15 protein-coding genes and 2 riboswitches are annotated in these 13,843 nt (G+C 69.0%); of the genes, 11 read left to right on the top strand and 4 right to left on the bottom strand.

The features are described 5' to 3' along the window. Window positions 1-19 precede the first annotated feature (19 nt). Window positions 20-208: a hypothetical protein gene (locus Aple_RS53250; protein ID WP_218038348.1), complete on the top strand. Its 189-nt coding sequence runs from the start codon at window positions 20-22 to the stop codon at window positions 206-208. 137 nt (window positions 209-345) lie between these two features. Here Aple_RS53250 and Aple_RS15975 read toward each other — a convergent pair whose 3' ends face one another. Further along, window positions 346-1,278 carry a PQQ-binding-like beta-propeller repeat protein gene (locus Aple_RS15975; RefSeq protein WP_155345391.1) on the bottom strand — a complete coding sequence of 311 codons (933 nt, stop codon included), beginning with the start codon at window positions 1,276-1,278 and terminating at the stop codon, window positions 346-348. Window positions 1,279-1,508: 230 nt separating this feature from the next. Next, window positions 1,509-1,683: riboswitch (cobalamin riboswitch) on the top strand. A 40-nt stretch (window positions 1,684-1,723) separates the two neighbouring features. Here Aple_RS15975 and Aple_RS15970 point away from each other — a divergent pair. Continuing rightward, complete coding sequence (locus tag Aple_RS15970; protein ID WP_155345390.1) at window positions 1,724-2,425, top strand: (2Fe-2S)-binding protein; 702 nt, start codon at window positions 1,724-1,726, stop codon at window positions 2,423-2,425. Window positions 2,426-2,508: 83 nt separating this feature from the next. On the opposite strand, the gene metE is transcribed toward Aple_RS15970, so the two are convergent. Both metE and Aple_RS15960 read right to left on the bottom strand, forming a co-directional pair. Next, entirely contained in the window at window positions 2,509-4,662 is a 2,154-nt protein-coding gene (gene metE / locus Aple_RS15965; protein ID WP_155345389.1) for a 5-methyltetrahydropteroyltriglutamate--homocysteine S-methyltransferase, read from the bottom strand. 100 nt (window positions 4,663-4,762) lie between these two features. Then, window positions 4,763-4,970: riboswitch (cobalamin riboswitch) on the bottom strand. After that, entirely contained in the window at window positions 4,968-5,573 is a 606-nt protein-coding gene (locus tag Aple_RS15960; RefSeq protein WP_155345388.1) for a TetR/AcrR family transcriptional regulator, read from the bottom strand. Its footprint overlaps the riboswitch before it by 3 nt. A 90-nt stretch (window positions 5,574-5,663) precedes the next feature. Between Aple_RS15960 and Aple_RS15955 the strand changes: the two genes are divergently transcribed. From Aple_RS15955 to Aple_RS56715, 4 genes are all read left to right on the top strand, one after another. Then, window positions 5,664-6,629 (top strand): ketopantoate reductase family protein, encoded by a 966-nt coding sequence (locus tag Aple_RS15955; RefSeq protein WP_155345387.1) that lies wholly within the window; start codon window positions 5,664-5,666, stop codon window positions 6,627-6,629. Window positions 6,630-6,774: 145 nt separating this feature from the next. After that, entirely contained in the window at window positions 6,775-7,980 is a 1,206-nt protein-coding gene (locus tag Aple_RS15950) for a cytochrome P450 (protein WP_155345386.1), read from the top strand. 38 nt (window positions 7,981-8,018) lie between these two features. Beyond that, on the top strand, window positions 8,019-8,213 hold the full coding sequence (locus tag Aple_RS15945) for a ferredoxin (protein WP_155345385.1): 195 nt from the start codon (window positions 8,019-8,021) through the stop codon (window positions 8,211-8,213). Window positions 8,214-8,217: 4 nt separating this feature from the next. Continuing rightward, entirely contained in the window at window positions 8,218-8,319 is a 102-nt protein-coding gene (locus tag Aple_RS56715) for a four-helix bundle copper-binding protein (RefSeq protein ID WP_486303365.1), read from the top strand. 5 nt (window positions 8,320-8,324) lie between these two features. Here Aple_RS56715 and Aple_RS15940 read toward each other — a convergent pair whose 3' ends face one another. After that, entirely contained in the window at window positions 8,325-8,846 is a 522-nt protein-coding gene (locus Aple_RS15940) for a CGNR zinc finger domain-containing protein (RefSeq protein ID WP_155345384.1), read from the bottom strand. Window positions 8,847-8,872: 26 nt separating this feature from the next. Between Aple_RS15940 and Aple_RS15935 the strand changes: the two genes are divergently transcribed. The 5 genes from Aple_RS15935 to Aple_RS15915 all read left to right on the top strand — a co-directional run bounded on the left by Aple_RS15935 (window position 8,873) and on the right by Aple_RS15915 (window position 13,842). After that, window positions 8,873-9,352, top strand: coding sequence for a GNAT family N-acetyltransferase (locus Aple_RS15935; protein ID WP_155345383.1), 480 nt, complete (start codon window positions 8,873-8,875; stop codon window positions 9,350-9,352). A gap of 64 nt (window positions 9,353-9,416) precedes the next feature. Beyond that, entirely contained in the window at window positions 9,417-10,607 is a 1,191-nt protein-coding gene (locus Aple_RS15930; RefSeq protein ID WP_155345382.1) for an MFS transporter, read from the top strand. 186 nt (window positions 10,608-10,793) lie between these two features. Then, window positions 10,794-12,101: an ABC transporter substrate-binding protein gene (locus Aple_RS15925; RefSeq protein WP_155345381.1), complete on the top strand. Its 1,308-nt coding sequence runs from the start codon at window positions 10,794-10,796 to the stop codon at window positions 12,099-12,101. Then, entirely contained in the window at window positions 12,095-13,018 is a 924-nt protein-coding gene (locus Aple_RS15920) for a carbohydrate ABC transporter permease (RefSeq protein ID WP_218038347.1), read from the top strand. Before Aple_RS15925 ends, Aple_RS15920 begins: the two co-directional genes overlap by 7 nt. Continuing rightward, a complete protein-coding gene (locus tag Aple_RS15915) occupies window positions 13,015-13,842 on the top strand; it encodes a carbohydrate ABC transporter permease (RefSeq protein ID WP_155345380.1) in 828 nt (275 codons plus the stop codon). Before Aple_RS15920 ends, Aple_RS15915 begins: the two co-directional genes overlap by 4 nt. Window position 13,843 lies beyond the last annotated feature (1 nt).

The following is a 13,843-nucleotide window of genomic DNA, read 5'->3' as shown; positions in this document are numbered from 1 at the left end:
CTGTTGGGAGAATATGGTCATGAGCTCTGAGGTGAGTGCGACGGCTTCCGGGACCTGGCGGCTGGGGGACCTGACCGTCAATCGCATGGGGTTTGGCGCGATGCGGCTGACGCAGGTTGGGCAGGCGTTCGGGAATGGTGTGCCGCGGGATCGGGGACAGGCCATCGCGGTGCTTCGGCGGGCGGTGGAGTTGGGGACGCGGGGCTGATCCGGCATCTGGGAATCTCCAACGCCACGGCCGAACATCTGGCGGAGGCGCGGCGCATCGCACCCGTGGTCTCCGTGCAGAACGCCTACGGAATCGGCGCACGCCCTGGACACCCGCTTCGGCCTCGCTGGAGCCCTCTAAGCGGCTGAGCAGTCGAGGATGCGTCCGTCGCTCGTGCCAATCAGAAGGCGCCCGGGGCCGGTGACGGTCAGAGCCGTGGGGAAGACGGTCACCGCGCCCACAGTCAAATGCCCGCGCGAGCGTACCCTGCCATCGTGGAGATCAAGACTGACGATCTCGCCGTCGTCGTAGGCGACATAGGCTGTGTGGGAGTCGGCGTCCAGCGCTGTGGCGGGTCTGTCGGTCCGGAAGATCCATCGTGGCGTCCCGTTCGCCGCCGACCGGCGTACGACGAAGGACCCGCCAGGCTGAAGCCCACGCCCGTCGTACACCGTCCCGGCGTGCACCAGGTCGCCGTCCGTTGTCTCCACTCCGGGGCCGCCGAAGTGGATCTCACCGGGGATCCAGGAGTGCGGGAACAGTGGCTGGACCTCGGCTTCGGCCGGTTCGCCCGGCCGTTCCGCGTCAAGCGCGGACAGTTCGACGGCCGCGACCCACGGATCTTTGGGTGTGGCCCCCAACTCGTCCTGCACCCAGGCAGTCCGTACGTAGAGACGGCTGCCGGACCGGACGGGGAAGGCGGTGCGAGAACTAAGGTCACCGCTGGGCGCGAGTAGCGGGCGGCCGTCCGCGGAGCGTACGAGCGAGACGGGGACGGATGGGGTCACGTGGTCCAGTTGTCCGCCGTCGGAGAGGGAGAGCTGGACAACGGACTGGGGAGGGCCGTACCGATCTGGTCGGACCAGTGAGACCCAGGCCGTCTGCTGGGTCCCGGCGACCGCGATCTCGCGTCCGCCCTCCTCATCCGCGACCGACCACTCCCGCTCTCCTGACGGAAGCCAGGATTCCAGCCCCACTCCGTCCAGCGCCGCCAGAATCCTGCCGTCCCGCAACTGCTCCACCGCCCGGACATCGCGGCGCGGCTCCCATTCCGTGCTCAGCCGCGTCACCGCTGAGCGGGCGGCTTCGCGGCCGTCGGGGCGTGGTGTCAGTTAACGGACCGCCGCTCATCCCGAGCCTGGAGATCAAGCCGCTCACCACTGCCGAGCGCGACCCGATACTTCAGGATCGCGGCACGTCGGCGCGGTACCGGTGCGGGCCGGTCCCAGGCGCGGGCCGCGTCATCCAGCCAGGTTGCTCTGATCGTCGTACGCTATGCGACATATGTTCCCGTACAGGCAGGTATGAGACGATGCCCGAAAGGCGACGGCGGAACGAGGAAGCCGGTGTGATTCCGGCGCGGTCCCGCCACTGTGATCGGTGAGCGACTCCCGAACCAGCCACTGCCCCCGCGGGGTGGGAAGGCCGGGACGAGCGTTGACCCGAGAGCCAGGAGACTCACGCGGTCGCCTCCTCACCAGCCGGGGCGGATCTCCCCGAGAGAGGACGGGCGTCGTGCCTGTTTCCCCGCGCGTGCGCGAACTGGCCGCGATGGGGGAGTTCTTCGCCGTCGAGGTGGGACCTCTGGGGGATGGGTGGCGGCCCGCCGGTGAGCTGATTCAGGATGCCGATCTGATCGCGGCCCGCGTCGCGGACGTCGCTGAGCGGCTCGGTGTCGAGGAGCGCCGGGTGGCGGCGTCCATCCTGTTCCAGGGGCTGGCGGCGCGGTTTCTGTCGCCACCGCTCGGCCTCCTGGTGCTGCACGGTGTCGGCGGAGGCTTCGATCCGTCGCGGGTGCATTGGCGCCCGGTGCCGCACGGGCCCCTGCCGTTGCGACTGGAGGAATGGTCCTTCCTGCCCGTACGCGGCGACGGTGCCGACCTGATGTACCAGGAGGTCGTGGCGGGCTTCCTGGAACCGCTCGCGGACACGGTCGGCCGCGTCGTCTCGATCGCGCCGGCGATCCTGTGGGGCAACGCCGCCTCGGCGCTCGCCGGGAGCGTGCGCGTCCTGGCCCAGTACCGGCCGCAGCGCGCCGCTGCCGCCTTGACATTGGGCCGCCGACTCCTCGCCATCGGGCGCCTTCGCGGTCAGGGGACGTTCGCCGCGCAGCCGTTCTACGTCCGACGCAACTGTTGCCTCTACTACCGGGTGCCCGGCGGCGGCATGTGCGGCGACTGCGTGCTGCGCCACCGGCCTCGTGGAAGGAACGAGTGAAAAGGATCATCGTGCCGAGCGCGCACCGACACCTATCGCGACAGCCCGGTGCGACGGGGCCGTCGCACCGGGCACTCCGCAGGTTAGGCGATCTCGGCGCGGACCCGCTGGGCGGCCGTGACCATGTTGCGCAGGCTTGCCTCGGTCTCCGGGTACGCCCTGGTCTTCAGGCCGCAGTCCGGGTTGACCCAGAGCAGGGCCGGATCGACCGACGAGACCGCGCGGCGCAACGCCGTGGTGAGCTCCTCGGCCGACGGGACGCGTGGTGAGTGGATGTCCCACACGCCCGGGCCGATGCCCCGGTGGTATCCGGCGGCGCGCAGCTCGTCGAGTAGTTCCATGCGGGACCGGGCCGCTTCGACGCTGGTCACGTCGGCGTCCAGGTCGGCGATGGCGTCGATGATCTCGCCGAACTCCGAGTAGCACATGTGGGTGTGGATCTGGGTGCCGTCGGCGGCTCCGCCGGTGGCCAGGCGGAAGGCGTCCACCGCCCAGGTCAGATACTCGGCCTTGGCGTCGTCCCGTAGCGGCAGGAGTTCGCGGAGGGCGGGTTCGTCGACCTGGATGACGCGGATTCCGGCCGCCTCCAGGTCGGCGATCTCCTCGCGGAGGGCGCGGGCGACCTGGCGGGCGGTGGCGGCCAGGGGCTGGTCGTCGCGGACGAACGACCAGGCCAGCATCGTGACAGGGCCGGTGAGCATGCCCTTGACCGGCTTGCGGGTGCGCGACTGGGCGTAGGCGGCCCAGGGGACGGTCATCGGCTGGGGGCGGGTGATGTCGCCGTACAGGATGGGCGGGCGCACGCAGCGGGAGCCGTAGCTCTGGACCCAGCCGTGCTCGGTGGCGGCGTAGCCGTCGAGCAGCTCGGCGAAATACTGGACCATGTCGTTGCGCTCGGGCTCGCCGTGGACGAGCACGTCCAGGCCGATGTCCTCCTGGAGGGCGATCACCCGGTCGATCTCGGCGCGCATGCGCGCCTCGTACTCCTCCGGGCTCAGGGTTCCGGCGCGGAGCGCGGCTCTGGCCTGCCGGATCTCGGCGGTCTGCGGGAATGAGCCGATTGTCGTGGTGGCCAGTGGCGGCAGGTCGAGCTGGGCCTTCGCCCGTTGTTCGAAGGGGGTACGCGCGGAGGCCGGGGACACCTCCCTCGGGTGCGCCGGGGCGATGGCCGCTCCGGCGGGGACCGGGCCGCCGTTCAGCGCGTGGCCGATGGCGATGACCTCGGCGACCTTCTGCCTGGCGAAGGCCAGCCGGGAGCGTACCTCTGGCGCGAGACCGGTCTCCAGGTCCAGGTCGAGCGGGACGTGGAGCAGCGAGCACGAGGTGGAGACGACCAGCCGGTCACACAGGCCCAGCAGGACCGCGCACGTCGACATCGCCTTGGCCATATCGGTCCGCCACACGTTGCGACCGTCCACCACACCGGCGACCAGCGCTTTCTCGCGAAGACCGCCGACGGCGGCGAGGGCGTCGAGGTTGCCGGGGCCCGCCACGAAGTCCAGGCCGATCGCCTCCACCCGGGTTCCGGCCAGGATGCCGAGCGCCGGGCCGATCTCGCCGAAGTACGTCGACACGAGGAGACGGGGACGGCTGTTCAGGTCGCCGAGCCGCTCGTAGACGCGGTGGAGGGCGGCCAGTTCCGGTTCGGTACGGTCGGCGGCCAGGACCGGTTCGTCGAGCTGGACCTCGGTGACTCCGGCGGCGGCCAGTCGTTCCAGGAGCTCGGCGTACACCTCGATGAGGCCGTCGAGCACCCAGCCGCCCTTGCCGAGGAGCTGGAACGACAGCGGGCCGAGCAGGACGGGACGGGTTTCCAGGCCCAGTTCGCGGGCTTCGCGGTACTCGGCGAGGGGTTTGCGCCAGTCCAGGGTGAGGCGCATGCCCGGCGTGAATTCCGGGACGAGATAGTGGTAGTTGGTGTCGAACCACTTGGTCATCTCCAGGGGCGCGATGCCGTCGGCGCCTCTGGCCATGGTGAAGTACGGATCCTGGAGGTGCCGGAACCTGCCGGGGACGGCTCCGGTCATGACGATGGTGTCCAGGACATGGTCGTAGCGGGAGAAGGTGTTGGACGGGATCACGTCCAGCCCGTTCATCTCCCGGAAGGTGTCGCGGCGGAGTGCGGCGGCGGTCTTCTCGAGATCGCCCCGGCCGGCCCAGTGGTCTTCGACGGCCCGCTTCAGTTCGCGGTTCGGGCCGATGCGGGGGTATCCCGCGACGGTCGTGGTGACCCTCATGGCGTCCTTCCCTCGGTCATGCCATGTGCGGTCCACGGCGCGCGGCAGCCCAAGGGGAACCCTCGGCCCTCCCGCGAGGCCATGGATCTCCGCACGCCGGGTGGCGCGCGGGCGGCAGGCAGGTCTTCGGACTCGTGGGCGTGCGTGTCGCGCCTACCGGCCGTCGCTTCCCGGGATGGCTCCCAGTGCTGTGTGACGGCTTTCGTTCCCACTCACCGCTGCGGGGCAGTCCCGGATTCGCACCGGGTTCCCTCTTACGACGCCCGAACCCTGACGGGCCCGGGCGAACCAACCACGCGCTCAGCCTACCTGGACCGCCAGTCGGGGTGCTCAGCGGCGGTTGAGCTTGGGCGGCGCAGCCCGTCCAGGACGAGAGTGATGACACCGTCGGCCTCGGCCCGCCAATCGGGGCGGTCATGGGCCGCACCGATGCCGTGCAGCGCCATCATGACGGTGCCGGCGCCTACATCGTCGCGGACAGCGCCCTCCTGTACGGCGGTGGCCACCAGGTCGGTGACCGCCTGCTCCAGCGCCCGGCCACCCTCGGCGAGGACACCCGAGCGGTCGGCCATGAGCATGGCCAGCGTCCGGGCGAGGCCCTTATGGGCGTGAATGTGGTCGACCATGCCGCGTAGGAAGGCCGCCAACGCCTCTGCCGCGGGCAGCGTGGCCTGTAGCCGGCGGGCGAGGTCGCACAGCGTGGCGACCTCGCCGTGGTAGACCGCCTCGGCCAGCGCCTCCCGGGTGGGGAAATGGCGGTACAGCGTGCCCGTGCCCACCCCGGCCAGGTGAGCGAAGTCATCGAAGCGCAGGTCGAAGAAGTCGCCGGCGTCGAAGACCTCCCGGGCCGTGGCGAGCAGGGCCTCGCGCTTGCGCTGGGCGTCGGCACGCAGCGGCTTGTCGGCGGTCATGCGCTACCCCCTGTTGACAAGTGGAGATGACCTCCATATTTTGAGAAGTGGAGATGGCCTCCAAATCGATCGTACTCCACGAGGTGCAGCGTGAAGATCCTGATGTTCGGCCGAGGCGTGATCGCCACCGTCTATGGCTGGATCCTGGAACGGGCCGGGCATGACGTCGAGTTCTACGTCCGCCCGGGCCGCGCGGCGACGTACGGGGACGCGGTGGACCTCGACCTGATCGATATGCGGCGCCGGGTGTGGGGGCAGCGCGTCGTCGAGAAGTGGCCGGTGCGCTACCGCGAGGCGCTGGAGCCGGACCACGACTTCGACCTGATCGTGCTCAGCGTGCCGCACCACCGCCTCACGGAGGCGGCGGCCTTCCTGGCCCCGCGTGTCGGCCAGGCCACGGTGCTGGTCTTCGGCAACGTCTGGACCGAGCCGCTGTCCGCGATCGGCGCACTCCCTGTCGACCAGGTCGCGTGGGGCTTTCCCCAGGCCGGTGGCGGTTTCGGCGCGGATGGCGTGCTCCGTGGGATGCTGCTGCCGTCGGTCATCTTCGGCACCCTCGGCCAGCCCCCGACCGACCGGGAGCGGGCCGTGCGCCAGGCGTTTCGCGAGGCCGGGCTCCGGCTCAAGGAGCGGCCCGACTTCCGCGGCTGGCTGTGGGTCCATTTCGTGTCGGATGCCGGCCTGTTCTCGCAGGGCCTGCGGCTGGGTTCCCTGTCCAAGCTGGCCGGGGCAACGGGCGACCTGCGCGAGGGGCTGCTGGCTGGCCGTGAGCTGCTGCCGCTCCTCGAGGCGCGCGGCCTTGACCTGCGACGTCACCGGGGCGGTGTGCTGCTGTTCCGGGCGCCCACCTGGCTGACGGCCCCCGTGCTCGCCTGGCTGACTGCTCATGTCGCGCCCGTGCGCGTGAGTTTTGCGGCGCACTCCGACCCCGACGCCGAGGAGCCGCGTGAGGTCTGCCGGGACACCCTGGCCGAAGCACGACGGTTGGGCATCTCGGTACCGCGATTGGAAGCGGCGGAACCGAACTTCGCCCGTGAGGGGACGGGTCGGGTCTGAATCCACCGATGTTGTCGGTCCCGGTGGTCCATTGCGGTTCCTTGGTCCGCCGCATCCCAGCGCCAAACCCGGTCGCGCCGGTCGACCAACTGCCGTTCATTTTCGCTGTCTCTCGCCTGTCCGTGACGTCGTGAAAGGAAAAGTCATGACTACCGTCGAGAATCACGAGTTCCCCATGGCCCGTACGTGCCCGTTCGCGCCGCCGCCGGCGTACGAAGAGATCCGCGAAGAAGAGCCGGTCTCGCGGGTTCGGCTGCCCGACGGCGGGCAAGCCTGGGTGGTCAGCCGCCACGAAGGCGTGCGAACGGTGTTGAACGACCGGCGGTTCAGCGCCGACCGGCAGCATCCGGACTTCCCGCAGCTGGTCAAGGGCGAGGCAGCGTCCCGGCGGCCGGACGAGGAGCGCACCCTGATCGCGATGGACGCGCCCAAGCACCGGCCGGCGCGCAAGGCCGTGCTCGGCGAGTTCACAGTGCGTCGGTTGGAGGCGCTGCGGCCGCGGATCCAGGAGATCGTCGACGGGCAGGTCGACGCGCTGCTGGCCGGGCCGCAGCCCGGTGACCTGGTGGACTCGCTGTCGCTGCCGGTCCCGTCGCTGGTGATCTGCGAGATGCTGGGTGTGCCCTACGCCGACCACGAGTTCTTCCAGGAGCACACGGTGAAGGTGATCAGGCAGTCGACACCGCCCGAGGAGCGGTGGGCGGCCACCGAGGCCATCCAGGGCTACATGGCCGACCTCATCGCGGAGAAGGAGGAAAACCCGCCGGACGACCTGCTCGGGCGGCAGATCGTCAAGCTGCGCGAGGACGGCACCTACCGGCGGACGGCACTGACCGGAATGGGCTTCCTGCTGCTCGTGGCCGGCCACGAGACGACGGCGAACATGATCTCGCTGTCGACCGTGGCGTTCCTGCGCAACCCGGAGCAGCTCGCGATGATCCAGGGCGACCCCGGCAAAACACTCAACGCGGTCGAGGAGATGCTCCGGTACTTCACGATCATCGACGCGGCGACGGCCCGGCTGTGCGTCGAGGACATCCAGGTCGGCGGGCAGCTCATCAAGGCCGGCGAAGGCGTGCTGGCGCTCGGTTATTCGGCCAACCGAGACCCGCGGGCGTTCGAGAACCCGGACGAGCTCGACATCGAACGCGGCGCGCGCCACCACGTTGCGTTCGGTTTCGGGCCGCACCAGTGCCTGGGCCAGAACTTGGCCCGGATGGAGCTACAGATCGTGTTCGACACGCTGTTCCGCCGCGTCCCCACGCTGGAGCTGGCGGTGGATGTCGACGAGCTGCCGTTCAAGGACGACGCGAACATCTATGGCCTGTACCGGCTTCCGGTGACCTGGTAGAGGACGAACAGCCATCCCCACCTTAGGAGGAGAGGGCCATGAGGATCATCGCGGACACCGGCAAGTGCGTCGGTGCCGGACAGTGTGCGCTCACTGAGCCCGCGCTGTTCGACCAGAGCGAGGACGACGGCACGATCATCGTGCTGAATGAGACGCCGGAGGGCGAACTGATCGAGAAGGCCCGGGAAGCGGCACGCGTGTGCCCCAGCCAGGCCCTCTCGCTGGAGGCGTGAGTCAATCCAGCACGCCGCCCGCCATGCCCACTGCCAGATGTGCGCGGAGGCCACGCGCCGCTGCGCCGACATGTGCCGGCGGATGCTCGAAGCCCTGCACAGGTAGGCACACTAACCCGCGCGGCTCGCGCGGTGGCGGCGTACGGCGTCGCGGTTGGCGCATTGCCGGGAGCAGTAGCGCTGCCGACCGGTGCGGGAGGTGTCGGCGAAGATCGTGGTGCACTCGGTCACCTCGCACCGCCTGAGCCGGTGCATGCCCCGGCCCACCAGGTGCATCGCGGTGCCCACGGAGAACAGGGCGAACAGCACGGGGCCGAGCGACTGCCCGTCGTCGCGGAAGTGCAGATGCCAGCCGCTGCCCGCGTGATCGGTCAACCGCGGATACGCCGCGGAGTCCGCCAGCATGCGGTTGAGCAGTTCGGCGCGCTCGCGCTCGTCGGCGGCGTCGACGACCTTCTCCCACTCCTTCAGTACGGCGAGGGTACGGTCCAGGTCCTCCGGCGTGACCGGCCGCTCCAGCACGAGCCCGGCGGCGCGGCAGCGGTCCGCGAGCTCCTCGACGGTCGCCGGACGCCGGTTGGCCAGGGCCGCGGCCAGGTTCACGGCATCTTCACTGTAAAGGTTGAGATGCATAAGACCATTACACCAGTCTGTTCCGCATGACACACCACACCGATGTGCGGCAGGCGGTCGAGGACGACGTCGCAGAGCTCGTACGCCTGCGCGCGCTGCTGTTCGAAGACCTCGGCGGCGACTTCTTCAACCCCTCATCAGCGGGCGACGACTGGCGGAACGCCCTCGCCGCGGTCCTGAAGGAGAAACTGACGAGGGACGACGCGCGGATCCTGGTCGTGGACGGCGACAACGGCCTAGCCGCCTGCGGCATCGGCACCATCGAGCAGTGGTTCCCCGGACCGCACTCACGGAACGGCCGAATCGGCCACGTGATAGGCGTGGTCACCGACCCCTCGTATCGACGACGTGGCCACAGCCGCGCGATCATGCGGGGCCTGCTCGGCTGGTTCCAGGAACGTGACGCCGTCCGCGTCGACCTGTACGCCTCTCGTGAGGGCGAGCCCCTCTACCGGGAACTGGGCTTCTTCGACCACCCTGACCCCGCACTGTGCTGGCGCCCGTAACGGAAGCCCTATCCGGCAATCGACCGTGACGCCGTCCGAACGCGTCAGTGAATCCACACCTCACATGTGGCGATACCGGTGGATCGTCCTCGGCGTCGCCACCTTCACCCAGGCCGCCTCCGGCTTCTTCGTGCAGGGCATCGGAGCGATGGGCATCCACCTGCAACGTGACCTGAACCTGAGCACCGCTCAGCTGGGCCTGCTGCTCTCAGCGTCCCAGCTGGTCCCCTTGGTCGGGTTGCTGGTCGCCGGAGAACTGCTGGACCGCTACAACGAACGCTGGATCATCGGGATAGGCGCCTGCGTCATCGCGGTGAGCCTGGGCGCGGGAAGCATGGCGCCGGGATACGCGTCCCTGCTCCTTGTCCTGCTGATCGTCGGTGCGGGATACAGCACCGTTCAGCCCGGCGGCAGCAAGTCGGTGGCGTCCTGGTTCGACGCGTCCCAGCGCGGGCTGGCGATGGGCATCCGTCAGGCGGGTCTCCCGCTGGGCGGCGTACTCGCCGCGGCCGTGTTGCCCGCCCTCGCAGCTGCCTTCGGCTGGCGGGCGACACTCCTGGCCGGCGGACTCGTCGCACTCCTGGGCGCCGTCGTCTTCATGTGCGTCTACCGCCGCCCGCCCGCCCAAAGCCCTCCTCAGGACAGCGCCCCTCAGGACAGGTCCGGCGCGCGGCTGCGAATGCTCCGTGAACCGTCCATGATAAAGATCATCCTGTCCGGAACGAGCATGGTCTCGGTACACAGCGGCGTAGCCGTCCTGACCGTCCTGTATCTCCACGAGACGACGTCTGTCGAGGCAGATACGGCAGCCCTCATCTACGTGGCGACCCAAGGAGCAGGCGTCGCCGGCCGCATCTGCCTGGCAGCCTGGAGCGATCGCCGCAGATCCGGGCGCTACAGCTCCGTCCTGACCTGCATGGTCGCGGTGACCATAGGCATGACAGCGCTGATGACTCCCCTAGGGCAATCGCCCGCGGCAGCCTGCCTCCTGTTCATCTGGCTCGGCTTCTTCGGCATCGGCTGGTACGGCCCATGGGTCGCCTACGCGGCCGAATCAGCGCCACCAGGCAGGACGGGATTCGCCCTCGGCCTGGCCATGGCCGTCAACCAGATCGCCGTCATCCTGGCGCCCCCCGTCCTCGGCCTACTCAAGGACCTAACCGACAGCTTCGTACCGGCCTGGGGCCTTCTCACTGTGATGACCGTCGTTACCTTGATGGTCGCGGGCCGCAGATCGGCAGATTCTGGGCTGTAAGCTCCCGCTCAAGGATGCGCGGCCAGCAGGTATCGATGCCCCAAAGTGCCCATACACAGCGCTGTGAGCTGCTGAATCTCTGGGTACCGTTACCTAATCGATCCTTGACGCCCCTCCATGTAACGCCTACGTTAACCGCATCGGGGAGTCGATTAAAACGATTCAATGCCACCCCGGAGGGGCACCATGAAAACCTCACCCCGCGCGCTCGGAACGGCCGTCGCCGTTCTCGCGATAGCGGCCCTGACCTCCTGCGGTGCGGGCGGCGGCGGCGAACAGGCCACCGGCGGCTCCGTCACCCTCTCCTTCCTCACGGGTAGTGACCAGTCCACGGTGGACACCTCGAAGGCGCTGGCCGACGCCTTCACGAAGGCCAACCCGGACATCAAGATCGAGATCGAGAACCAGCCGGGTGGCAGCGAGGGCGACAACATCATCAAGACCCGCCTGTCGACCGGCGAGATGAGCGATGTGTTCTGGTACAACTCCGGTTCGCTGCTCCAGGCGCTCAACCCGGCCCAGACGATGGTCGACCTGACCGGCGACCCGGTCCTGGCCAACGTGCAGCCGGACTACCTGCCGGTCGTCAGCCAGGGCGGCAAGGTGTTCGGCGTGCCGGCGACCACGCTGACCGGCGGCGGCATCCTCTACAACCGCAAGGTCTACGAGAAGCTCGGCCTTCAGGTGCCCAAGACGTGGGCGGAGTTCCTGGCCAACAACGACAAGATCAAGGCCGCGGACATCACCCCGGTGATCACCACGTTCAAGGACACCTGGACCTCGCAGCTCTTCGTCCTGGCCGACTACTTCAACGTGCAGGCCGCGGCGCCCACCTTCGCCGCCGACTACACGGCGGGCAAAGCCAAGTTCGCCACCACCCCGGCGGCGCTCGGCGGCTTCCAGCATCTGGCCGACGTCCACGCCAAGGGCTACGCCAACAAGGGCTTCGGCTCGGCTACCCTCGACCAGGGCCTGAAGATGCTCGTCGAGGGGACCGGCGCGCACTACCCGATGCTGAGCGGGCTGCTGCCGCCGCTGCTGGCCACCTATCCGCAGACCGCCACCGACGTCGGCTTCTTCGGCGTCCCCGGCGACGACGCGGCCAAGAACGGCGCGACCGTCTGGGAGCCCGCGGCGATCTACATCGCCAAGACCACCGAGAACCTGGAGGCGGCCAAGAAGTTCCTGGCCTTCGTCGCCTCCCCGGCCGGAGCCGACGCGGTCACCGCCGCTGTGCGGCCCTCGGGTCCGTACCGGGTGAAGGGCGCCAAGCTGCCGGAGGACGCGCTCCAGGTCGCCAAGGACCTCCAGGTGTACATCGACCAGGGCGCGACCGCCCCGGCGCTGGAGTTCCTGTCGCCGATCAAGGGCCCGTCACTGGAGCAGATCACCGTCGCCGTCGGCTCCGGGCTGACCCCGCCCGCCGAGGCGGCCGCCCAGTACGACAAGGACGTGGAGAAGCAGGCCAAGCAGCTGGGCCTCGCGGGGTGGTGACGAAGGACGCCGGGCCCCGCACGGGGCCCGGCGCGGTCCGGCACGCGCGGCCACCGGCGAAGCAGCGCTCCGCCTATCCGTACGCGCTGTATCTGCCCGCCGCCGTCGTCTACCTGCTGATCTTCCTGGTGCCGACGGTGATGGCGTTCTATTTCGCGCTGACCCGCTGGACGCTGTTCGACAGCACCTTCGTCGGCCTGGACAACTTCCGCGACTTCCTGGCCGAGCAGAACCTGCGCATCGGTTTCCAGAACACGCTCGTCTACGCGGTGGTCACCAGCGGCCTGAAGGTCGTGCTCGGCATGGCCCTCGGCGTGCTGCTCACCAGCAGGCTGCGCTTGCGCGGATTCCTGCGGTCGGTGGTGTTCTTCCCCGTGCTGGTGTCCACGGTCGCGGTCGGCATCACCTTCAGCGCCCTGCTCCGGCCGGACACCGGCCTGGTCAACCGGGCCCTGGCGGTGGTCGGGGTCGACGGGCCGGACTGGCTGGGCGACGCCACCACCGCGTTGTTGTCGGTCGCCCTGGTGGACGTGTGGAAGGGCGTGGGGCTGGCCACCGTCATCTACATCGCCGGCATCCTGTCGATCCCGCCGGACTACTACCAGGCGGTGGCCGTCGACGGCGGCACCGCATGGCACAGGTTCCGGCACGTCACGTTGCCGCTGAGCTGGCCCGCCACCTACTCGGTGATCATCCTGTCGTTCATCGGCGGGCTGAGGTCCTTCGATCTCATCTGGACGATGACCCGGGGCGGGCCCGGCTTCACCAGCGACGTCATCGCCTCGATCATCTACAAGCAGTACCAGGCCGGGTTCTTCGGCCTGTCCACGGCCGGCAACGTGCTGCTGTTCCTCATCGTCACCGCGCTGGTGGTCCCGCTCAACTACGTCCTCGGCAAGCGGCAGGTCGCCCTATGAGATCGTTCAAGCGGGCGGGGGCCGAGGGCCTCGCGCTGCTCCTGGCCACCGTGATCTTCCTGGTGCCGTTCTCGTTCATGCTGCTGACGGCGGTCAAGGACGACATCCAGTCGGCGGACCTCGACTTCGCCTGGCCGGCGAACTGGCCGATCGTGCGGAACTTCGCCGAGGTCATCCAAGCCCGCGACTACGTCCTGCTCCGGGCGTACGTGAACAGCACGATCCTCACCGTCGCCTCCGTCGCGCTCATCGTGATCGCGGCGGCGATGGCCGCGTTCGTACTGCAACGCCGGGCCGGACGGATCGGGGCGGTGGTCAACTTCCTCGTGCTCGCCGGGCTGATCATCCCACCGGCGATCGTGCCGACGATCTGGCTGCTGCAGGCGATCGGGCTGTTCAAGACGCTGCCGGGGCTGATCCTGGTCGAGGTGGCGTTCGGCCTGGCCTACGCGGTGTTGTTGTTCCGGGCGTTCATCGCGGCCATTCCGCGCGAGCTGGACCAGGCGGCCATGATCGACGGCTGCGGCGGGCTGACGCTGTTCTTCAAGGTGATCTTCCCGTTGCTGCGGCCGGTGACGATCACCGTGATCCTGACCAGCTCAGTCGCGATCTTCAACGATTTCGTGAACCCGCTCTACTTCCTGCCGGGCGACGACAACGCGACCGTGCAGGTCACCCTCTACAACTTCCAGAGCCAGTACGGCACCCAGTGGAACCTGCTGTTCATGGACATCGTCCTGATCACCATCCCGCCCCTGCTGCTCTTCGTCTTCTTCAACCGCAAGATCGTGGCTGGCATGACCGCCGGCGCCATCAAGGGATGAC

The organism is Acrocarpospora pleiomorpha, from assembly GCF_009687885.1.
GTDB lineage: Bacteria > Actinomycetota > Actinomycetes > Streptosporangiales > Streptosporangiaceae > Acrocarpospora > Acrocarpospora pleiomorpha.
The sequence above is the reverse complement of the archived record's forward strand: the minus strand, read 5'-3'. Positions and strand labels throughout refer to the sequence as shown.